This window comes from Vibrio ponticus, assembly GCF_009938225.1.
Classification (GTDB): domain Bacteria; phylum Pseudomonadota; class Gammaproteobacteria; order Enterobacterales; family Vibrionaceae; genus Vibrio; species Vibrio ponticus.
Genome location: NZ_AP019657.1, coordinates 447,873 through 467,634 on the forward strand (window position 1 = coordinate 447,873; position 19,762 = coordinate 467,634).

The 19,762-nt window shown below is 47.0% G+C and carries 18 protein-coding genes; 13 read left to right on the plus strand and 5 right to left on the minus strand.

The annotated features are described in order from the left end of the window. Window positions 1-564 precede the first annotated feature (564 nt). Complete coding sequence (locus tag GZN30_RS01970) at window positions 565-849, plus strand: GIY-YIG nuclease family protein (RefSeq protein ID WP_075652291.1); 285 nt, start codon at window positions 565-567, stop codon at window positions 847-849. A gap of 114 nt (window positions 850-963) precedes the next feature. Here GZN30_RS01970 and nadK read toward each other — a convergent pair whose 3' ends face one another. Then, window positions 964-1,848: an NAD(+) kinase gene (gene nadK, locus GZN30_RS01975; protein WP_075652288.1), complete on the minus strand. Its 885-nt coding sequence runs from the start codon at window positions 1,846-1,848 to the stop codon at window positions 964-966. A 144-nt stretch (window positions 1,849-1,992) separates the two neighbouring features. Between nadK and grpE the strand changes: the two genes are divergently transcribed. Further along, window positions 1,993-2,598 carry a nucleotide exchange factor GrpE gene (grpE, locus tag GZN30_RS01980; RefSeq protein ID WP_075652289.1) on the plus strand — a complete coding sequence of 202 codons (606 nt, stop codon included), beginning with the start codon at window positions 1,993-1,995 and terminating at the stop codon, window positions 2,596-2,598. A 145-nt stretch (window positions 2,599-2,743) separates the two neighbouring features. Here grpE and GZN30_RS01985 read toward each other — a convergent pair whose 3' ends face one another. After that, window positions 2,744-3,094 (minus strand): four helix bundle protein, encoded by a 351-nt coding sequence (locus GZN30_RS01985; RefSeq protein WP_075652290.1) that lies wholly within the window; start codon window positions 3,092-3,094, stop codon window positions 2,744-2,746. A 68-nt stretch (window positions 3,095-3,162) separates the two neighbouring features. Between GZN30_RS01985 and GZN30_RS01990 the strand changes: the two genes are divergently transcribed. From GZN30_RS01990 to dnaJ, 3 genes are all read left to right on the plus strand, one after another. Further along, window positions 3,163-3,483: a hypothetical protein gene (locus tag GZN30_RS01990; protein ID WP_161987022.1), complete on the plus strand. Its 321-nt coding sequence runs from the start codon at window positions 3,163-3,165 to the stop codon at window positions 3,481-3,483. 70 nt (window positions 3,484-3,553) lie between these two features. Continuing rightward, complete coding sequence (gene dnaK, locus GZN30_RS01995; protein WP_075651729.1) at window positions 3,554-5,467, plus strand: molecular chaperone DnaK; 1,914 nt, start codon at window positions 3,554-3,556, stop codon at window positions 5,465-5,467. A gap of 280 nt (window positions 5,468-5,747) precedes the next feature. Beyond that, window positions 5,748-6,896, plus strand: coding sequence for a molecular chaperone DnaJ (gene dnaJ, locus GZN30_RS02000; RefSeq protein ID WP_123782797.1), 1,149 nt, complete (start codon window positions 5,748-5,750; stop codon window positions 6,894-6,896). An 85-nt stretch (window positions 6,897-6,981) separates the two neighbouring features. Here dnaJ and GZN30_RS02005 read toward each other — a convergent pair whose 3' ends face one another. Further along, complete coding sequence (locus GZN30_RS02005; protein WP_075651733.1) at window positions 6,982-7,410, minus strand: type IV pilin protein; 429 nt, start codon at window positions 7,408-7,410, stop codon at window positions 6,982-6,984. Window positions 7,411-7,512: 102 nt separating this feature from the next. Here GZN30_RS02005 and GZN30_RS02010 point away from each other — a divergent pair, with 102 nt between their 5' ends. The 7 genes from GZN30_RS02010 to tadA all read left to right on the plus strand — a co-directional run bounded on the left by GZN30_RS02010 (window position 7,513) and on the right by tadA (window position 13,297). Next, window positions 7,513-8,022, plus strand: coding sequence for a GspH/FimT family pseudopilin (locus GZN30_RS02010; RefSeq protein ID WP_075651735.1), 510 nt, complete (start codon window positions 7,513-7,515; stop codon window positions 8,020-8,022). Further along, window positions 8,000-8,602, plus strand: coding sequence for a PilW family protein (locus tag GZN30_RS02015; protein ID WP_232060439.1), 603 nt, complete (start codon window positions 8,000-8,002; stop codon window positions 8,600-8,602). Before GZN30_RS02010 ends, GZN30_RS02015 begins: the two co-directional genes overlap by 23 nt. After that, complete coding sequence (locus GZN30_RS02020; protein WP_075651739.1) at window positions 8,599-9,036, plus strand: hypothetical protein; 438 nt, start codon at window positions 8,599-8,601, stop codon at window positions 9,034-9,036. Before GZN30_RS02015 ends, GZN30_RS02020 begins: the two co-directional genes overlap by 4 nt. After that, entirely contained in the window at window positions 9,029-9,475 is a 447-nt protein-coding gene (locus GZN30_RS02025) for a type IV pilus modification PilV family protein (RefSeq protein WP_232060441.1), read from the plus strand. Before GZN30_RS02020 ends, GZN30_RS02025 begins: the two co-directional genes overlap by 8 nt. Before the next feature lie 258 nt (window positions 9,476-9,733). Next, window positions 9,734-11,293 (plus strand): AbgT family transporter, encoded by a 1,560-nt coding sequence (locus GZN30_RS02030; protein WP_075651743.1) that lies wholly within the window; start codon window positions 9,734-9,736, stop codon window positions 11,291-11,293. Between the two features lie 111 nt (window positions 11,294-11,404). Further along, window positions 11,405-12,685 carry a hemolysin family protein gene (locus GZN30_RS02035; protein WP_075651745.1) on the plus strand — a complete coding sequence of 427 codons (1,281 nt, stop codon included), beginning with the start codon at window positions 11,405-11,407 and terminating at the stop codon, window positions 12,683-12,685. A 36-nt stretch (window positions 12,686-12,721) separates the two neighbouring features. Then, complete coding sequence (gene tadA, locus GZN30_RS02040) at window positions 12,722-13,297, plus strand: tRNA adenosine(34) deaminase TadA (RefSeq protein WP_083627205.1); 576 nt, start codon at window positions 12,722-12,724, stop codon at window positions 13,295-13,297. Window positions 13,298-13,370: 73 nt separating this feature from the next. Here tadA and GZN30_RS21420 read toward each other — a convergent pair whose 3' ends face one another. Next, entirely contained in the window at window positions 13,371-13,505 is a 135-nt protein-coding gene (locus tag GZN30_RS21420; RefSeq protein WP_260338245.1) for a hypothetical protein, read from the minus strand. Window positions 13,506-13,844: 339 nt separating this feature from the next. After that, on the minus strand, window positions 13,845-15,440 hold the full coding sequence (gene mltF, locus GZN30_RS02045; protein WP_075651748.1) for a membrane-bound lytic murein transglycosylase MltF: 1,596 nt from the start codon (window positions 15,438-15,440) through the stop codon (window positions 13,845-13,847). A gap of 386 nt (window positions 15,441-15,826) precedes the next feature. Here mltF and purL point away from each other — a divergent pair, with 386 nt between their 5' ends. Further along, window positions 15,827-19,720: a phosphoribosylformylglycinamidine synthase gene (gene purL, locus GZN30_RS02050; RefSeq protein WP_075651750.1), complete on the plus strand. Its 3,894-nt coding sequence runs from the start codon at window positions 15,827-15,829 to the stop codon at window positions 19,718-19,720. Window positions 19,721-19,762: the final 42 nt, after the last annotated feature.

Genomic DNA, 19,762 nt, shown 5'->3' on the forward strand with positions numbered 1-19,762 from the left:
CTCGGGAATGACTAACTTTTACTTTTGTCATTCCATGGAGCGCGCAAGCGCGAGCAGGGAATCTAGTATTTTTCGTTTAAAAGCGAGATTCCCAACTCGGTCGTTCCTCCCTCTCGGGAATGACTAACTTTTATTTTTGTCATTCCATGGAGCGCGCAAGCACGAGCAGGGAATCTAGTATTTTTCGTTTAAAAGCGAGATTCCCAACTCGGTCGTTCCTCTCTCTCGGGAATGACTAACTTTTACTTTTGTCATTCCATGGAGCGCGCAAGCGCGAGCAGGGAATCCTGTTTTTGTCGTTTAAAAGCGAGATTCTCAACTCGGTCGTTCCTCCCTCTCGGGACTGACTAACTTTTACTTTTGTCATTCAATGGAGCGCGCAGCGCGAGCAGGGAATCTTGTTTTTTCGTTTAAAATAGAGATTCCCAACTCGGTCGTTCTTCCCTCTCGGGAATGACAACGCTGAAGTGTGAAAGAATTCCTCGGGCTTCATACTATTTCAATGCGACTGTATTAGTTTGCTGTGGCAAATTAAGTCTTAAACTCTATGCCATTAATATATCGATGAAACAACCAGCGGTTTACATCCTATCTAATCATACAAGACGAGCAATATACGTTGGGGTAACGACAAATTTAAAAGCGCGAGTATGGCAGCATAAGAGCGGTGTTTGTGAAGGGTTTACCAAGCGCTATCGAATTAACAGATTGGTATATTTCGAACTTTTTAGTGATATAAGAGATGCTATAGCTCGTGAAAAGCAAATAAAAAACTGGAAGCGTGCATGGAAGAACAATTTGATCGAAAAAGTGAATCCTTCATGGAAGGATTTGTATTCGGATATATAAATCAAAAAAGCGAAGCCCAAAGCTTCGCTCTTGTCCGTAAGTAAAGCGCGAGCTTTACGTTCCGTATTCCCGAAGCGAATCATGATTCGCGTTCTCGCTTCTCAACTCTCGCCTCTAAAACAGCTTACTCGACCAACCCAGCTTGTTACGCAGTACATGGTAGTAGCTGTAATCTTTCGGGTGGATCAGCTTTAGCACATTTGGGCTTTGGTAAATGTGGATCTCATCACCTGGGGATACAGGTAGTGAAACTTGTCCGTCACAGCTAACTTCTTGCGTGCCACGGTTGTCCGGAGATACTACGAGCTTGATGCGGCGTTTGCTATCAACCACCAGTGGGCGGCTTGATAGGGTATGTGGGAACATCGGCACCAGCGAAATAGCGTTTAAGCTTGGGGATAGAATCGGACCGCCACCAGAGAGGGAATAAGCGGTTGAACCAGTTGGCGTTGAAATGATCAAACCATCAGAGCGTTGGGAGAAGGCGAAGCTGTCATCGATATACACTTCAAATTCAATCATGTGTGCCACTTGCCCTGGGTGGAGCACCGCTTCGTTTAACGCGGCATTGTGGCTTTTGATCTGCTTATGACGATGAATTTCCGCTTCAAGCAAGAAGCGTTCTTCTTCAATAAATTCGCCATCCAACACCGCTTTAAGTGCGGTCTGGAAATCTTCAGGGTTAAGATCGGTCAAAAAGCCAAGATTTCCGCGGTTGACGCCAATGACGGAGATATCGAATCGTGACAGTACACGCGCTGCACCCAGCATGTTGCCATCACCACCCACAACAATTGCCAAATCGGCAATTTTGCCAAGTTGGATAAGGCTCGCAAAATGCTCTTGTGGGATGTCACTAAGAATGTCGCTTAAGCGGTCGTCAATGTATACGCTGTAACCCTCAGCGGTTAACCAATCAAACAGCTCTCTATGGGTTTGAATTGCTTGCTGATCTCGAGGTTTACCAATGATAGCGATCACTTCAAAAGGTTTTTTCATGTCTTTTCCGGCACAATTAGGCTTGATTCGATAATCTTCATCCCCATAATAATGGCAAGTTAGCTAAATATGCGAATTTTTGTGTATTTATAGCGTGTATTCGTGACACGCGGGCAGCACAAATACGTGAATTCTGGAGATATCATGAGCAACGAAGAGAAAAAGATCCAAGAAGAAGAGCTTCAGCAGCAAGAGAAAGCAGTTGAGTCTGACGTAGAAGCAGTTGGTACAGACGCTGATATCGAATGGAACGAAGAGACTGAGCTAGACGAGCAAGAAGCGAAGATTGCTCAACTAGAAGCAGCTCTACTTTCTAGCGAAGCGAAAATCAAAGATCAGCAAGACAGCGTGCTACGTGCGAAAGCAGAAGTAGAAAACATGCGTCGTCGTACTGAAACTGAAATCGATAAAGCGCGTAAATACGCGCTTAACAAGTTTGCTGAAGAGCTACTGCCAGTAATCGATAACCTAGAGCGCGCTATTGCAGCCGCTGACGGTGAAAACGAAGTAGTGAAGCCACTACTTGAAGGCGTAGAACTGACGCACAAAACTTTCGCAGACGCAGTTGCGAAGTTCGGCTTGAAAGAAATCAACCCTGAAGGTGAAGCATTCAACCCTGAATTCCACCAAGCGATGTCGATTCAAGAGAGCCCAGACCATGAGTCAAACACAGTTATGTTCGTAATGCAGAAAGGCTACGAGCTTAACGGTCGCGTGATCCGCCCTGCCATGGTTATGGTTGCGAAGTAAACGCGCTTCAGCGCTCGCGCTAAAATTGAATCTAACGCCTCGTCTTCGGATGGGGCGTTTTTTTTGGAGCGCTTCGCTTACGGGCGCTTCGCTTACAGAACGCTGGCGCTACGGAGCAATGGATGTTTGTTGTTAAGCTTTGGACTTAAGCGGTAAACCTGCGATGTTTGCGGATTAGGCTAAACAACATTTTACTTATCCGCTCACATTGCTCGCAAAGTAAGTCACAATCTGATTGAGGTATGTAATTGAGCTCTTTTGCCATCATCAATTGGGTTTTAAGTTCTCCAGTTGAACCTTTCGCAACGTTAAAAAAATACGCGGTTTCTTTATCGCTATACCTCTCAACACCTTCCGCGATATTACTGGGAATGGATAATGCTGACCGGCGAATTTGATCGCGAAAAGCATAGTCATTGGTGAATCGAAATTGCTGGTAGGTTTCTTTACACAATGCAAAGCTTAATTTCCATACGTCTAAGTTCTGGTATTTCATGGTGATGTTCCCCGTTTGCGAAAACGCTAGTTTTGCCGAAGGGCATTGTTATCTAGTGGGAAAATAGGATGAGAGATTGGAAGTTGATTCAACAGTTGACAATGCTTGTCCCCAAAAAAACAAAATATCCCGCATCCCGCATCCCGCATCCCGCATCCCGCATCCCGCATCCCGCATCCCGCATCCCGCATCCCGCATCCCGCATCCCGCATCCCGCATCCCGCATCCCGCATCCCGCATCCCGCATCCCGCATCCCGCATCCCGCATCCCGCATCCCGCATTTTTTTTAATTTTTTTCCCTTGTTCCCTTGAAATGCTGTTTAGCGCCCTTATCTATGGTGCATACGAGAAGCAAACATTAAAACTTTTGTTTGTGAGCAAGGGTTGAAACCCGATTCTCTATCCCCCACATAGGGGATATAGCAAAACGAAAATAGAATTTATTCGGAGATAGCCTGATGGGTAAAATCATTGGTATTGACTTAGGTACTACTAACTCTTGTGTTGCTGTTCTAGACGGTGACAAGCCACGCGTAATCGAAAACGCGGAAGGCGAGCGTACAACAGCATCAGTTATTGCATACACAGATGGTGAAACGCTGGTTGGTCAACCTGCTAAACGTCAAGCAGTAACAAACCCAACTAACACGCTATTTGCAATCAAGCGTCTAATCGGTCGTCGTTTCGAAGACGAAGAAGTTCAGCGTGATATCGAAATCATGCCTTACAAAATCGTTAAGGCTGACAACGGTGATGCATGGGTAGAAGCGAAAGGTCAAAAAATGGCTGCTCCTCAAGTATCTGCTGAAGTACTTAAAAAAATGAAGAAAACTGCTGAAGACTTCCTAGGTGAGGAAGTAACTGGCGCAGTTATCACAGTTCCTGCTTACTTTAACGATGCTCAACGTCAAGCAACTAAAGACGCTGGCCGTATCGCAGGTCTAGAAGTTAAACGTATCATCAACGAACCAACTGCAGCAGCGCTAGCTTACGGTCTAGACAAGTCAGGCGGCGACCGCACTATCGCGGTATACGACCTTGGTGGTGGTACATTCGATATCTCTATTATCGAAATCGATGAAGTTGAAGGCGAGAAAACTTTCGAAGTTCTAGCAACTAACGGTGACACTCACCTTGGTGGTGAAGACTTTGACAACCGTCTAATCAACTACCTAGTAGATGAGTTCAACAAAGAGCAAGGTATCAACCTTAAGAACGATCCACTAGCGATGCAACGTGTTAAAGAAGCAGCAGAAAAAGCGAAGATCGAGCTTTCTTCTACTTCTCAAACTGACGTAAACCTACCATACGTGACAGCTGACGCGACTGGTCCTAAGCACATGAACGTTAAAGTGACTCGTGCGAAACTAGAATCTCTAGTTGAAGACCTAGTACAACGTTCTCTTGAGCCACTAAAAGTTGCTCTAGCTGACGCAGACCTATCTGTAGGCGACATCACTGATGTTATCCTAGTTGGTGGTCAAACTCGTATGCCAATGGTTCAAGCGAAAGTAACAGAATTCTTTGGTAAAGAGCCACGCCGTGACGTGAACCCAGATGAAGCAGTAGCAATGGGTGCAGCAGTTCAAGGTGGTGTACTAGCTGGTGATGTTAAAGACGTTCTACTACTAGACGTTACTCCTCTGTCTCTAGGTATCGAGACTATGGGCGGCGTAATGACTAAGCTAGTTGAGAAGAACACAACTATCCCAACTAAAGCGAACCAAGTTTTCTCAACTGCAGAAGACAACCAAAACGCAGTAACTATCCACGTGCTACAAGGTGAGCGTAAGCAAGCGTCTTACAACAAGTCTCTAGGTCAATTCAACCTAGAAGGCATCCAAGCAGCACCACGTGGTATGCCACAAATCGAAGTTACTTTCGACCTAGATGCGGACGGTATCCTACACGTATCAGCGAAAGATAAGCAGACTGGTAAAGAGCAGAAGATCACTATCCAAGCTTCAGGCGGTCTAAGCGATGAAGACATCGAGAAAATGGTTCAAGAAGCAGAAGCTAACAAAGAAGCGGACAAGAAGTTCGAAGAGCTAGCAACGGCACGTAACCAAGCAGACCAAATGATCCACGGTACTCGTAAGCAAATGGAAGAAGCGGGTGAAGCACTTCCAGCAGACGAGAAAGAGAAGATCGAAGCAGCAATCGCAGAACTTGAAACAGCGCGTAAAGGCGATGACAAAGAAGCGATCGATGCGAAAGTTCAAGCTCTAGCAGCAGCAGCGCAAAAGCTAATGGAAATCGCTCAACAGCAAGCTCAAGCTCAGCAAGCACAAGGTGCTGACGCAGGTGCTCAGTCTAAAGACGATGACGTTGTAGATGCTGAGTTCGAAGAAGTTAAAGACGATAAGAAATAATTTTCGTCGCTAGGGCAGCGTGATTTCGTTGTCGGAAGTGCTCACTTACACTTGTAAGCTGCGCGCTTCCTTCTAGAAATCAAACTTCCTAGCTTAGAAAATTCATTCTTATAAAAATTTCGGCGGGCGTCAGAGGTAACTCTAACGCCCGTATGTTTGTAAGTAGGATTGTCATTCTAGCTAAGCTCTTTGAGTAAAAAGCTTTTAGCTAGAACGATACAAAAAACACCAAGCGATGCTGATTCTGGCTCGTTTGCAGTAATAAATTGGTGACTAAAGCATGTCAAAACGTGATTTTTACGAAGTATTAGGCGTAAGCCGCGATGCATCTGAGCGCGATATTAAAAAGGCGTACAAACGCCTAGCGATGAAATTCCACCCAGACCGTAATCAGGGTGACGAAACTGCATCTGACAAGTTTAAAGAAGTAAAAGAAGCGTACGAAATCCTGACGGATCCACAAAAGAAAGCGGCTTATGATCAATACGGTCATGCAGCATTCGAACAAGGTGGCGGCGGCTTCGGCGGTGGCGGCTTTGGTGGCGGCGGCGCTGATTTCGGTGACATCTTTGGTGATGTATTTGGTGATATCTTCGGTGGCGGTCGTCGTGGTGGCGGCGGTCAACGTGCGCAGCGCGGTTCAGACCTGCGTTACAACATGGAACTGACGCTTGAAGAAGCGGTTCGTGGCGTTTCAAAAGAAATTGAAGTACCAACACTCGTACATTGTGATAGCTGTAATGGTAGCGGCGCGAAGAAAGGCACGTCGGCAGACACTTGTGGCACCTGTCACGGTCACGGTCAAGTGCAAATGCGTCAAGGCTTCTTTGCGGTACAACAGACCTGTCCTACCTGTCATGGTAAAGGCAAGATCATTAAAGACCCATGTAACGAATGTCATGGTCAAGGTCGTAAACAGAAGACCAAAACGCTTAATGTTAAGATCCCTGCTGGTGTTGATACTGGCGACCGTATTCGTCTATCTGGCGAAGGTGAAGCGGGAGAAATGGGTGCACCAGCCGGTGACTTGTATGTTCAAGTTCACGTGAAAGAGCACCACATCTTTGAGCGTGACGGCAACAACTTGTACTGTGAAGTACCAGTAAGCTTTGCGATGGCAGCACTAGGTGGTGAAGTCGAAGTCCCAACGCTAGATGGTCGCGTTAATCTAAAAGTGCCAACTGAAACGCAAACTGGTCGTATGTTCCGCATGCGCGGTAAAGGCGTGAAAGGTGTTCGCGGTGGCGGCATCGGTGACTTGATCGTTAAGCTAGTTGTGGAAACACCAGTTAACCTAAGCGCTCGTCAAAAAGAACTTCTGAAAGAGTTTGAAGAGTCATGCGGTGGCGAAGCGGCAACTAAGCACAAGCCAAAGTCTGAAGGTTTCTTCAACGGCGTGAAGAAATTCTTTGATGACCTAACTAGCTAATTGTTGGCAAGTTAATTCCTTATTTTGAAAGCCTGCTTTATGCAGGCTTTTTTGCGTCTATTACCCAGTCAATTCTTAACGTTCGTTACCAGCAAGCCGTTGGGCTGCCGTAACCGGAGTGATCAAGCGTGATGCTTTGACCGGGCGTGCTTAAGCAAGGATCTTGCTGCTGCTTACCTTGTGGTTGCGCTGAGATAAGATAGCTATTCACACTGGCTGAAATCGAAATCAGGTAGTCATTACTATCTGTTTGGCAAATTAGACATACCCCAGCCGATAAGAGGGCATTTTGGGCACTGATATAACCATTGTCATAGCGGTTTTCTAACTCGAGTTGTAAGCGGCTCAAATCACTGAGCGCGAGATGTCGCGTCCCTTTTATCAATTGGTTTTGATAGCTGGGGTAAGCGATAGTCGTCAGCGTAGCAATAATGACCAAAGTAAGGAGTACTTCGATTAAGGTCATCGCTTCTAATCGTTTTTTACTCTTGATACAGCCGTTGTTCTGCTTCATTTCCCGTCCCTGTTGATCCACTTTGGGTTTGATTTTGCGAGCTGTTAGCATCGAAGCAAGATTGAATTTACCCATCACGATGTTTGCAGAGGATTGTGGGAAATGAGTCGGGGCTTTAATTTGCTTGAGCTCACCATCACGCTGGTTTTTCTCAGTGTGATGCTTGGGCTGGCAAAACCCAGTTATCAGGCGTTGCTCAACCGAGTCAAAATGAAGCGCTTAGCCAGTGAGTTGAGCGGCTTTGTGATCCAAGCGAAAAGTGAAGCGGTGTTACGTAACCAAAGGCTCTATGCACACTTTTCATTTTCTGCCGCCTCTCTCCAAGACAACGGTGATTGGTATATTCAACTCACCGATAGCAGTGCCGCTGGTGGAGAGCGAGTTCTCTATCTTAGTGGCGAAGGTTTTTTAGGGCTGGCAGTCACCCACAATTACGGGCTTGGTTATCTCAGCTTTGATGGCGTGCGTGGTAGACCGACGGGTGGATCAATAGAGTTCTTTCCGGTGACAAATACCAATGAGCGGCTAAAGGCGGTGATCGCCAATCCTCCGGGGCGGATCCGAGTATGTGGAGTGAATGGAGCGTTATATGGTTATGCGCAGTGCCACTAAAGGCTTTAGTTTGGTGGAGTGCTTAGTGGCATCCGCACTTGGCGTGATCGCGATCGGCATGATGGGTTCCGTATTTCTTTCGGCGCAAAAAGCCGCTCAGGCGCGATCACAGCAACTCTATTTACAGCAAGCTTTGACCCGAGCTTATCAGACCATTGAGGATGATCTTCGCCGGGCGGGGTTTAATCATTATCAAGGAGAAGTGCTGACTCTTGCCAGTAGCAGTGTGGTGGTAGAGTTAGCCGCAGCTGATGACTTTGCGCTGGCTTATTATCGTGAGATGGCTGATAACCGGCATTATCGTAACGTACGTTATTACCTCTCGGACGGTAAGTTGATCGTTTGTGAGCAAGGCGTGCTCGATCCTGACGATATGATGGCGCGGCTAACCATCAGCAGTTGCCGCTCAATGCTGGACGAGCGAGTGTTACAAGTCACCTCCTTGGCGCTAAGCGCGCTTCCCTTAGCCAGTTCCAAGGCAACTTCTGCTTTTTGGCAGTTATCTGTCTCGGCACAAACTAACGACTTGCGCTACGCACAAACGCTGACCACCAATATTAAACAGCGGAACTGGCAATGAAGTGGCAGCGTGGAGCGATCTCTTTGCTGACTACCGCGGTTTTATTGTTGGCATTGTTGCTGTTGGTGCTTGGCAGTTACCGCGCGGTATTCTATCAAATCAAGATTAGTCAAAATGAGCTTGAAACACGTCGAATACACTGGCTTGCCGAGGGCGCGGTGGAGTGCATTTATGCTTATATACAGGTCAGCGGCGTCAATCCGGATCAGCTGCTTATCGGCAGTACTGATAGCCACTTTGATGCGATGCAGGCGTTATGCCTGAGTGATGTAAGTATGGAGAGTCTCTATTTAGAGCTTCCTTTGATGGCAAGCCCGGTAAGTGGTCACTATCGCTTGGTGTATCAGCGTAATGGCATTACCCAATTAAGCCGTGCGATTGTGCTGCAAGCTGGCAGCTATCAGTGGCAAGAGGGCACTTGGAATGATGGCTAGACAAAGGGGTTTTAGCCTAATTGAAGTGATGCTGTGTTTTGCATTGACCAGTATCGCAGCTTTGGGGTTACTTAAACTACAAGCGATACTGGCACAAAAGGCAGTATTTGCCAGCCAACAAGTTGAAGCGCTGCATATCGCCGAGCGTCAGTTAGAGCGCTATTTGGCGAGAGCGGAATCCGTGTCTGGCGTGGTAGGCTTGATCCCATATAGCGATCTTGCGCTAGCGACGCATTGCGGTGGGCATATTGCAGAGTTAGCAGATTCACCTTACGAGTTGGATTGTCAGTTAGAAGATGTTTCAGGTGTTTTAACCGGCAAATTAAGCAAGATTACCATGACGGTTCGTTGGGCGAGGCGAGTGAATGGATTGGTTGCCAGTGAGACACATTATCAGCTGGTTTTGGTCAGTTATGTGTCAGCGTTTTCTGAATTCTAAATGTAACAAAATGTTTCTAGCACGAAAAATACGGTAAAGGTTTCAAAAAGGTTTCAATATTGTTTATTGCTAATGTGCGGTATTGTGTCTTTAATGTTGTGTCAACAGGGTAAAATTGCAAAATATGTCTCTAAATGTGGTTTTTTCTGTAGGGGGATGTGCTTTTGTGTGATGTATTTAATAAAATGCTCAACTGAACATAGACCGCTATAACTATTTTTACAGGTCAGACTAAACAACATCACAAACGGAATTACCATGAGTAACCAAGCTGTAAATAAAGCACCATCACCGAAGCCGAGTGGTATGGATCGCTTTCTAAACGCGATTGAGCGCGTCGGCAACAAAATTCCAGATCCAGCGATCCTGTTCTTCTGGGCTCTAATTATTACATGGGTAACATCAGCTCTTTTGTCGAACGTGACGTTCGATCTAATCAACCCTCGTACTGGTGATGCTCTAACGGTAAGCAACCTGCTAACAGGTGAAGCGCTAGCAAGCTTCCTAGCAAACATGGTGACAACGTTCACTAGCTTTGCTCCACTAGGTATCGTACTGGTAGCGATGCTAGGTGTTGGTGTTGCAGACTCTTCTGGCTTTATCACCACAGGTCTTAAGAAGATGCTGAACGTGACGCCAGCTAAACTGCTAACGCCAATGCTAATCCTTGTGGCTATCGTATCGCACACAGCGGCTGACGCGGGCTACGTACTGGTTATTCCTCTAGGTGGTATCATCTTCCACGCGGCGGGTCGTCACCCTCTAGCGGGTATTGCTGCTGCATTTGCGGGTGTATCGGGCGGTTTCTCTGCAAACTTCATCCCATCAGGTATCGATCCACTACTAGCAGGTTTCACGCAAACATCTGCTCAGATCCTAGATCCTGAATACATTGTTAACCCACTAGCAAACATCTTCTTTACGGGTCTTTCTTCTATCGTAATCATCCTTATCGGTTGGTACGTAACTGAGAAAATCATCGAGCCTCGCCTAGCGAGTACGCCAATTGATGAAGATGCAGAAAAAGCACCGGATCTAGGTACTTTTACTGAAGAAGAATCGAAAGCATTCCGCGCAGCGGGTTGGTCAATGATGGCAGGTATTGCGCTACTTATTGCAGCAATCATTCCTGAAACATCAGCGCTACGTTCTCCTGAAGGCGAAATCACAGCGTTCTCTGCGCCACTAATGAAGTCTATCGTACCGCTAATCTTTATCCTGTTTATCATTCCAGGTTACGTTTACGGTAAAGTGTCTGGCACATTCAAGACCAGCAACGACATCATCAAAGCGATGGCGACAACAATGTCGACTATGGGTGCTTACATCGTAATGTCGTTCTTCTGTGCACAGTTCCTATCTGCATTTGCACAGTCAAACATCGGCACGATGCTTGCGCTATACGGTGCTGAAGGTCTAAAAGCGATGAACCTTCCTGGTGAAGCAACCATCGTGGGTATGATCCTTCTAACGGCTTCTGTAAACCTACTGATCGGTTCATCTTCAGCGAAATGGGCGCTAATTGGTCCAATCCTAGTGCCAATGCTAATGGCTGTTGGTATCTCTCCTGAGCTATCTCAAGCTGCATACCGCGTGGGTGACTCTGTATCGAACATCATCTCACCACTAATGGTATTCTTCCCACTTGTGGTTGTTTACTGTCAGCGTTACGTGAAGTCGACAGGTATCGGTACTCTAGCGTCTCTAATGATGCCATTCTCTATCGCGATGCTAATTGGTTGGTCAATCTTCCTAATCGCTTACTGGATGCTTGGTATTCCACTAGGTGTACAAGCGCCATACACTTACACTATGTAAGCGACATAAATGGTTACAAGCCTACCCACACGGGTAGGCTTTTTTTTATCTGCAACTCGCTATACACTGCAATCGGCGGCAAATGCCGTTATTCCTGGAAAAATAAAATTTATGAAAATTCTGCTTTTAGTAGGGTTAATTGTATTAAACGGTCTTTTTGCGATGTCAGAAATCGCATTGGTTGCTGCAAAAACAAGTCGATTAAAGCGTTTAGCGGAAAAACACAAAGCAGCGCAAGTCGCGCTTGATCTAAAAGAAAATCCCACGCGCTTCCTCTCTACGATTCAAATTGGTATCACGGTCATTGGTCTACTCAGCGGTATTGTCGGTGAAGCGACGTTATCGGCTCCGCTTGCACAGCAAATGGAACTCTGGGGCCTACCAGCTGATCAGGCGAATGTGCTTTCCACGCTTATCGTAGTCGTCGGTATCACTTACTTCGCGATTGTGGTCGGTGAGTTGGTGCCTAAGCGCTTTGCGCAGTCTCAGGCAGAGACCATTGCGGTATTGGTGGCATTGCCTATCTACTGGGTATCAAAGCTCACCACGCCATTTGTATGGCTCCTATCATGGTCGACAGAAGCGTTACTCAAGTTAATGGGACAGAAGAACCAAGAAGATAGCGTGACTGAAGACGATATTCACGCCATTGTGCGCGAAGGTTCCGAGTCAGGTGCGATTGAGCAGGGTGAGCAAGAGATGATCCGTAATATTCTCCAGTTGGATGATCGCTTGGTGAGTTCGCTGATGACGCCACGTCGTGATATCGATTTCCTCGATATCGATCAGCCGATCGATCAACTTCTTAAACGCTTGCGCACCACCAAACACAGCGTGTTTCCGGTTTGCCAAGGGCATATGGATAAGATGGTCGGCACCGTGACGGCGAAAGCGTTATTGAACCAAGCCAATAACTTGAGTGTTCAGGTTATTGTTGGATTGTGTAAGGCGCCGGTTTACATTCCTGAATCGATGAAAGGTTTGCGACTGCTCACTTACTTCAAAGAATCAGGTTCTGAGATGGCGTTTATCGTCGATGAATATGGTGATATTCAAGGTGTTGTGACCCACTATGACGTGCTTGAAGCGATTGCGGGTGAACTATCAAATAATCCAAATGACCTTTGGGCAGAACCATCTGACAATGGTTGGGTACTGGATGCGCTGATCCCGATTAGCGAGCTGAAAAACCGACTCGATCTGGCGGAAATTGATGGTGAGGAAGAAGGCTTCCAAACTCTTAATGGTTGGTTAACTTGGCATGCTGGTCGCTTGCCCGCGCAAGGTGAGGTGTTTACATACCAACAATGGCAGTTTGAAGTGCTCGTGGTGGAGCACAACCGGATTATGAGTGTTAAAGCCACACCTGCTGTGGGTGACGCGTCTGAATAGCACGACTTAAGTTGTGTTTGATAGCAAAGATTAGGTATGCTTCGCGGCATACCTATTTTTTTATCCATTTTCGCTATTTTCTATTGGGAGCCCAGATTGGCAGAGCAGTTTTCCGCGCTCGATGAGCAATTTATGCGTCGCGCAATGGCGTTGGCAGCGCAAGCAGAGCAAGAAGGTGAGGTGCCAGTTGGTGCGGTGTTGGTGAAAGATGGTCAAGTGATTGCTGAAGGTTGGAATCAATCGATTGGTAGCCATGATGCAACCGCACACGCGGAGGTGCAAACACTGCGCAAAGCAGGGCAAACCTTAGAGAACTATCGTCTACTTGATACCACGCTGTATGTCACGTTAGAGCCTTGTCCAATGTGCGCAGGGGCATTGCTTCATAGCCGCGTTAAACGGATTGTCTTTGGCGCGCCGGATTTAAAAGCAGGTGCTGCTGGTACCGTACTGAACTTGTTTGAGCATCAAGCCGCGTATCACTATGCCACGGTAGAACGTGGTTTATTGGAAGATGAGTGCCGTGAACAGTTACAAGCCTTCTTTAAACGTCGTCGTAAAGAAATTAAAGCGTTGAAGCAGGAAAAGGGCAGTAAGGGCGAAAATAACTAGTTTTTAGTTAGCAAACTACCGTTAGCAAACATAGGGCTATGTTTGCTAACGTCTTGCTAAACCACTGACTAGATTAGTGGTTAGACAATTGCACAAATGCACGATGGCGGGCAATCACCTTTTTCTTGTTATTAGCTAGCTTGCGTTTACGGCGGTTAGCGGAAACAGTCTTTTTAAGGCGTTTTGATTGCATGCTACGTTTTCGCATAAAACAACCTCCAAATTATACGAATTGCATACCGGTTAAAACCGAAAATTCTCACCCAACTGCGATGAGAATTAGTTTCTTTCCCTCTCTATTTGCTCTGTCAGTGTCGTTATTGCACGCTATCAATCCCTTTATTTGCTAGGACTTGCGCACAACTTGCCGAACTGGTTTTGCAAACAGTTTGGGTACATTTCATTGGATTTGAATATCAGTGGCGAAATACCGATTAGGTATATCAACTCTGAAAGGGCAGTGAGTATGTATGGTTTGTGGGGAGAAATTCAAGGGAAATCTCTACAAATCGAGACTTCCCTTGATTTAGGATATGAAACCAATATTTTAGTTGGTTTTATCGGTTGCGCTTACCGGTTTTGCTGGGGTCGCTGCCGATGTGGCTTCTGCCGCAGAGACTGCCGCTGACGTCGCACTTGAAGCTGCGCCAGAGAGAGTACTTTCGGCTGCAGAGAGTAGTGCTGGGTCGATCTCAATCACGGTTAAATCATTAATATCTACGTCACCTTCATCAGGTGTTTGCTGCTCGATATGACCAATAATGCTCTGGTAGTAGCGACGGATGTTCTCAACGTAATTCAACGCTTCGTCACCACGAGCATAACCATAACGAGTTTGGCGATGGTATTTCGCCTGACGTAGCAGTGGTAAACGCTCTTTTACATCGGACCATTGATCTGGGTTGCCACCTTGTTTCTTGGTTAAGCGACGCGCATCCATGACGTGACCATAACCGACGTTGTAAGAGGCAAGGGCAAACCAAATTTTCTCATGTTGGTCAATTGAATCCGGAATGCGGTTAACCATGCGGCGTAAGTACTCCACGCCACCTTTAACCGATTGTTCCGGATCTAGACGGTTGGTTACGCCAACGCTTTTCGCTGTAGGTAACGTAAGCATCATCATGCCACGCACCCCAGTTGGTGAGCGGGCAATTGGGTTCCAGTGTGATTCTTGGTACGCCAAGGCAGCAATGAGGCGCCAGTCGAACTCTTCTGAATACTCTTTAAATAGTGGTGCCCACTTTGGTAGCTTGTCATCCAGAGCGCGAATAAAGGCGCGCGTGTCGACGTAATCAAAGCTGCCAATATGACCAATGTATTTTTCTTCTAGCTGAGCAAGATGATCCGATTGTTTTAGGTTGCCGAAAAACTCAATCACCATCGCGTATAGGCTTTCATCATCAGAGCGGCGTAAGAACCAAGAGGTTGGTTGGTCTTCAGTCAATTCAAACGCAGTAGCGATATCGGGATAGATACGTTGAGAAAGTGACACCTCAACCGAGTCTGCGACAGTAAATAGAATCTTACCTTGTGAAACTTGTTTAAGCAGATCGCTCACATCAGCTGACTGATCAATCTTAAATTGAAACTCAGGATGGTCACTTTTGATCTTACTTAGGGTTTGATTGAAGTGGGAATCTCCCACGATGGTAACGACAGGTTCACCGTTATTTTCTTCAACCAGTTCTGTTTGTTTTTTCAGTAACTGATCAAGGTTGCGTGGACGCCACTGACCTTTCTTGTAAATGAGCTGTTGGCTGACGTAATAATAAGCTGGCGCTGGTCGAAAGCGTTTGATGCGCTCAGGGGATTGGGTCAAACCAGCGGCGATAATATCAATCTCGCCATTTTCCAATGCAGGATAAAGGTTAGAGATTTGATAGGCAGGTTTCATTTCAAGGCGAACGCCCAGCTCTTCTGCGAACTGACGCGCTATTTCATAATCCAAACCCGCCGGACCATCGGGACCGATGTAATATGAAAGTTGGTTGTTTAATGTGCCGACACGCAATACGCCGCGCTCACGAATCTGATCTAAATCGCTTTTAGGGGCAGACTCGATCTGACAACCCACCAACATAACTGCGCTGATGGTAAGCAGGATGTATGTGCGTGCTTTTATTAGAAATTGGCTACTCATTCATAGTGTCTCGTACTTCATGTACCGCATTTATATCAGAGTAGGCGGGCGAGGCAAAGTAAAGCTGAAGTGTTCGCGAGGGCGGCTTAGTTTTTCTGTTCGATGCGAAAAAATTTCACGTGATGTTTTTTGTCCCCCAAAAGTGCCTCAGGCAAGGCGGTGACTGGGGTGATGAGCCGCGCTTGAATTTTCAGCAGTGGGCTGTAATTCAAATTTGACAAAAAAATAAAGCAAACGTTTGCTTTTGATGTTACATCACAAAAATAAATCCTTTATAATGCGCCCGCAACCCGAGGTGAAATTGGTATGGGTTATCAGTTTTTATATTCTAACTAACTGAATTTATTCCAATATCACCTTAATCAATTGCAGAGAGACCTAAGCACATGAGAATTTTGCGTGGCTCCCCAGCTCTTTCCGAGTTTCGTGTTAACAAACTACTAGAACTTTGCCGTGAACAGCAGTTGCCTGTGAACGATATTTACGCAGAGTTTATGCACTTTGCTAATTTAAGCGCTGATTTAGATGCGTCTGAATTAGATAAGCTTGAGAAGCTTCTTACCTATGGACCAACTATCGAAGAGCACGAGCCGCAAGGTCTGCTGTTGTTGGTGACGCCACGCCCTGGCACTATCTCGCCTTGGTCTTCAAAATCGACGGATATCGCGCGTAACTGTGGTCTGGACAAAGTAAAACGTCTAGAGCGCGGTACGGCTTACTATATCGAATCGTCAGTTGCGCTTTCGGCGCAGCAAATCGACGCTGTGAAAGCGCTTATTCATGATCGCATGATGGAAACAGTGTTCACGGAACTGGAAGCGGCTGATGCGCTGTTTAAGGTCTCTGAGCCAGCGCCTGTGGCGCATGTTGATATCTTAGCCGGTGGTCGTCTTGCGCTTGAAGAGGCAAACGTTTCCCTAGGTCTTGCTCTGGCAGAAGATGAGATTGATTACTTGGTGGAGAACTTCACTAAGCTTGGTCGTAACCCAAATGATATCGAGCTGATGATGTTTGCGCAGGCGAACTCAGAGCACTGTCGTCATAAAATCTTTAATGCCGATTGGACTATCGATGGCGTCGAGCAAGAGAAGTCGCTATTTAAGATGATCAAGAACACTTTCGAGACGACGCCAGATCACGTGTTATCTGCCTACAAAGATAACGCAGCGGTTATGGTGGGTTCTAAAGTTGGTCGCTTCTTCCCTGATCCGCAAACACGTCAGTACAACTACCATCACGAAGATGCGCACATCTTGATGAAGGTGGAAACCCATAACCACCCAACGGCAATTTCGCCATGGCCAGGTGCTTCAACCGGTTCAGGTGGTGAAGTCCGCGATGAGGGCGCAACAGGTATTGGCGGTAAGCCAAAAGCGGGTCTGGTCGGTTTTACTACATCAAACCTACGTATTCCTGGTTTTGAACAGCCATGGGAAACCGATTTTGGTAAGCCAGGACGCATCGTAAACGCACTCGACATTATGTTAGAAGGTCCACTGGGTGGCGCGGCATTTAATAACGAATTTGGTCGTCCAAACCTACTCGGTTACTTCCGTACTTACGAAGAAAAAGTGACTTCGCATGCTGGTGAGGAAGTGCGTGGTTACCACAAGCCAATCATGATTGCTGGTGGTCTAGGTAATATCCGTGACCAACACGTGCAGAAGAAAGAGATCCCAGTAGGCGCGAAACTTATCGTGCTAGGCGGTCCTGCGATGAACATCGGTCTGGGTGGCGGGGCTGCATCTTCAATGGCATCGGGTCAATCGGCTGAAGATCTCGACTTTGCATCGGTACAGCGTGAAAACCCAGAGATGGAGCGCCGCTGTCAGGAAGTGATTGACCGTTGTTGGCAACTTGGTGAGCAAAACCCGATTGCCTTTATCCACGATGTGGGTGCAGGCGGCATTTCAAACGCGTTGCCAGAGCTTGTTGACGATGGTGAGCGTGGCGGTAAATTCCAGTTACGCGATGTACCAAACGATGAACCGGGCATGAGCCCACTTGAGATTTGGTGTAACGAATCACAAGAGCGTTACGTAATGGCGGTTGCGCCAGAAAATATGGCAGTATTTGATGCCATCTGTAAGCGTGAGCGTGCTCCGTATGCGGTGGTGGGTGAAGCGACGGAAGAGCGTCATCTAACTCTAGAAGATTCACACTTCGACAATACGCCAATTGATATGCCAATGGACATTCTGCTTGGCAAGCCACCGAAGATGCACCGTGATGCGACAACGCTAAAAGTCGACAGCCCAGCGATCAGCCGCGACGGCATTGAGATCAACGATGCAGTTAACCGCGTATTGCGTCTACCGACTGTGGCAGAAAAAACTTTCCTAATCACCATTGGTGACCGTTCTGTCACCGGTTTAGTGGCACGTGACCAAATGGTTGGTCCATGGCAGGTGCCGGTAGCAAACTGCGCAGTAACCGCGGCAAGCTATGATTCATACCATGGTGAAGCAATGTCGATGGGTGAGCGTACACCTGTGGCTCTGCTTGATTTTGGCGCTTCTGCTCGTCTAGCGGTTGGTGAGTCATTAACCAACATTGCTGCGACGGATATTGGCGATATTAAACACATTAAATTGTCGGCTAACTGGATGTCTCCTGCGGGTCACCCTGGTGAAGATGCCGGTCTTTACGAAGCGGTAAAAGCCGTGGGTGAAGAGCTTTGTCCTGCATTAGGTCTCACTATCCCTGTGGGTAAAGACTCAATGTCGATGAAGACTAAATGGGAAGAGAACGGTGAAAACAAAGAAGTTACTTCTCCTTTATCTCTTGTCATCACTGCCTTCGGTCGAGTAGAGGATGTACGTAAGACGGTGACGCCTCAGCTTCGTATCGATAAAGGTAATACTTCACTTGTTCTTGTCGACCTAGGCAACGGTAAAAACCGCCTAGGTGCGACGGCACTCGCACAGGTTTATAAGCAGTTGGGTGATAAACCTGCTGATGTTGATAGCGCAGAGCAGCTAAAAGGCTTCTTTAATGCGATGCAAAGCTTAGTGCGTGATGACAAGCTGGTGGCTTACCACGATAAGGGCGATGGCGGTCTGTTTGTGACTCTAGCTGAAATGGCGTTTGCGGGTCACTGTGGCGTGAAAGCCGATATCGCGGCGCTGGGTGAAGACACACTGGCGGCACTATTTAACGAAGAGTTGGGTGCGGTTGTTCAGGTTAAAAATGACGACCTAGATGCGGTACTTTCAACTCTGGCAGCGAATGGTCTTGAAACGTGTTCACACGTAATCGGTGAGGTGGAAGCGTCAGATTCGATTACCATCACTTCCGGTGAGACGGTATTGGTTGAGCGTTCACGTACCGACCTTCGCACTATTTGGGCTGAGACCACACATAAGATGCAAGCACTTCGTGATAACCCTGCTTGTGCTGACCAAGAATTTGCGGCGAAGAAAGATAACTCGGACCTAGGTTTGAATGTGTCGCTGAGCTTTGATGTAAACGAAGATATTGCTGCGCCTTACATAGCGAAAGGTAGCAAGCCAAGAATGGCAATCCTGCGTGAGCAAGGTGTCAACTCGCATGTAGAAATGGCCGCTGCGTTTGACCGTGCAGGCTTTGAAGCCACTGATGTGCACATGAGCGACATTCTTAGCGGACAAGCGGTACTGGATGAATATAACGGTCTAGTTGCGTGTGGCGGCTTCTCATACGGTGACGTATTAGGTGCTGGTGAAGGTTGGGCGAAGTCGATTCTATTCAATGCCCAAGCACGTGAGCAGTTTGAAAGCTTCTTTAACCGTCAAGATACTTTCTCACTCGGTGTGTGTAATGGCTGTCAGATGCTGTCTAACTTAAAAGAGTTGATTCCGGGTGCTGAGTTGTGGCCGCGTTTTGTTCGCAACGAATCAGAACGTTTTGAAGCGCGCTTTAGCTTGGTTGAAGTTCAGAAGTCGGACTCGGTATTCTTTGATGGTATGGCTGGCTCTCGTATGCCAATCGCGGTATCACATGGCGAAGGTCGTGTAGAAGTACGTGATACGCAGCATCTTGCGGCGCTTGAAGCTTCAGGAACGGTTGCTGTGCGTTACGTGGATAATTTTGGTAATCCAACTCAGCAATACCCTAATAACCCGAATGGCTCACCAAACGCTATCACGGGTCTAACCACTCAAGATGGTCGAGTGACGATCATGATGCCACACCCAGAACGTGTATTCCGCACTGTGGCAAACTCATGGCATCCAGATAGCTGGGGTGAGAATGGTGCTTGGATGCGCATGTTCCAAAATGCGCGCAAGAACCTAGGTTAAGTTAGAGATGGGTTAACTGTTCGTAGTAACCGCTAGCAAATG

Excerpts from the sequence above, each read along its gene's own strand:
- dnaJ (WP_123782797.1), top strand. The coding sequence starts at position 5,748 with ATGTCAAAACGTGATTTTTACGAAGTATTAGGCGTAAGCCGCGATGCA.
- GZN30_RS02025 (WP_232060441.1), top strand. The coding sequence starts at position 9,029 with ATGGCTAGACAAAGGGGTTTTAGCCTAATTGAAGTGATGCTGTGTTTT.
- GZN30_RS01990 (WP_161987022.1), top strand. The coding sequence starts at position 3,163 with ATGAGAGATTGGAAGTTGATTCAACAGTTGACAATGCTTGTCCCCAAA.
- GZN30_RS01970 (WP_075652291.1), top strand. The coding sequence starts at position 565 with ATGAAACAACCAGCGGTTTACATCCTATCTAATCATACAAGACGAGCA.
- GZN30_RS02035 (WP_075651745.1), top strand. The coding sequence starts at position 11,405 with ATGAAAATTCTGCTTTTAGTAGGGTTAATTGTATTAAACGGTCTTTTT.
- purL (WP_075651750.1), top strand. The coding sequence starts at position 15,827 with ATGAGAATTTTGCGTGGCTCCCCAGCTCTTTCCGAGTTTCGTGTTAAC.
- GZN30_RS02010 (WP_075651735.1), top strand. The coding sequence starts at position 7,513 with ATGAGTCGGGGCTTTAATTTGCTTGAGCTCACCATCACGCTGGTTTTT.
- mltF (WP_075651748.1), bottom strand. The coding sequence starts at position 15,440 with ATGAGTAGCCAATTTCTAATAAAAGCACGCACATACATCCTGCTTACC.
- GZN30_RS01985 (WP_075652290.1), bottom strand. The coding sequence starts at position 3,094 with ATGAAATACCAGAACTTAGACGTATGGAAATTAAGCTTTGCATTGTGT.
- GZN30_RS02030 (WP_075651743.1), top strand. The coding sequence starts at position 9,734 with ATGAGTAACCAAGCTGTAAATAAAGCACCATCACCGAAGCCGAGTGGT.
- GZN30_RS02015 (WP_232060439.1), top strand. The coding sequence starts at position 8,000 with ATGGTTATGCGCAGTGCCACTAAAGGCTTTAGTTTGGTGGAGTGCTTA.
- grpE (WP_075652289.1), top strand. The coding sequence starts at position 1,993 with ATGAGCAACGAAGAGAAAAAGATCCAAGAAGAAGAGCTTCAGCAGCAA.
- dnaK (WP_075651729.1), top strand. The coding sequence starts at position 3,554 with ATGGGTAAAATCATTGGTATTGACTTAGGTACTACTAACTCTTGTGTT.
- tadA (WP_083627205.1), top strand. The coding sequence starts at position 12,722 with ATGCTTCGCGGCATACCTATTTTTTTATCCATTTTCGCTATTTTCTAT.
- GZN30_RS02005 (WP_075651733.1), bottom strand. The coding sequence starts at position 7,410 with ATGAAGCAGAACAACGGCTGTATCAAGAGTAAAAAACGATTAGAAGCG.
- nadK (WP_075652288.1), bottom strand. The coding sequence starts at position 1,848 with ATGAAAAAACCTTTTGAAGTGATCGCTATCATTGGTAAACCTCGAGAT.
- GZN30_RS02020 (WP_075651739.1), top strand. The coding sequence starts at position 8,599 with ATGAAGTGGCAGCGTGGAGCGATCTCTTTGCTGACTACCGCGGTTTTA.
- GZN30_RS21420 (WP_260338245.1), bottom strand. The coding sequence starts at position 13,505 with ATGCGAAAACGTAGCATGCAATCAAAACGCCTTAAAAAGACTGTTTCC.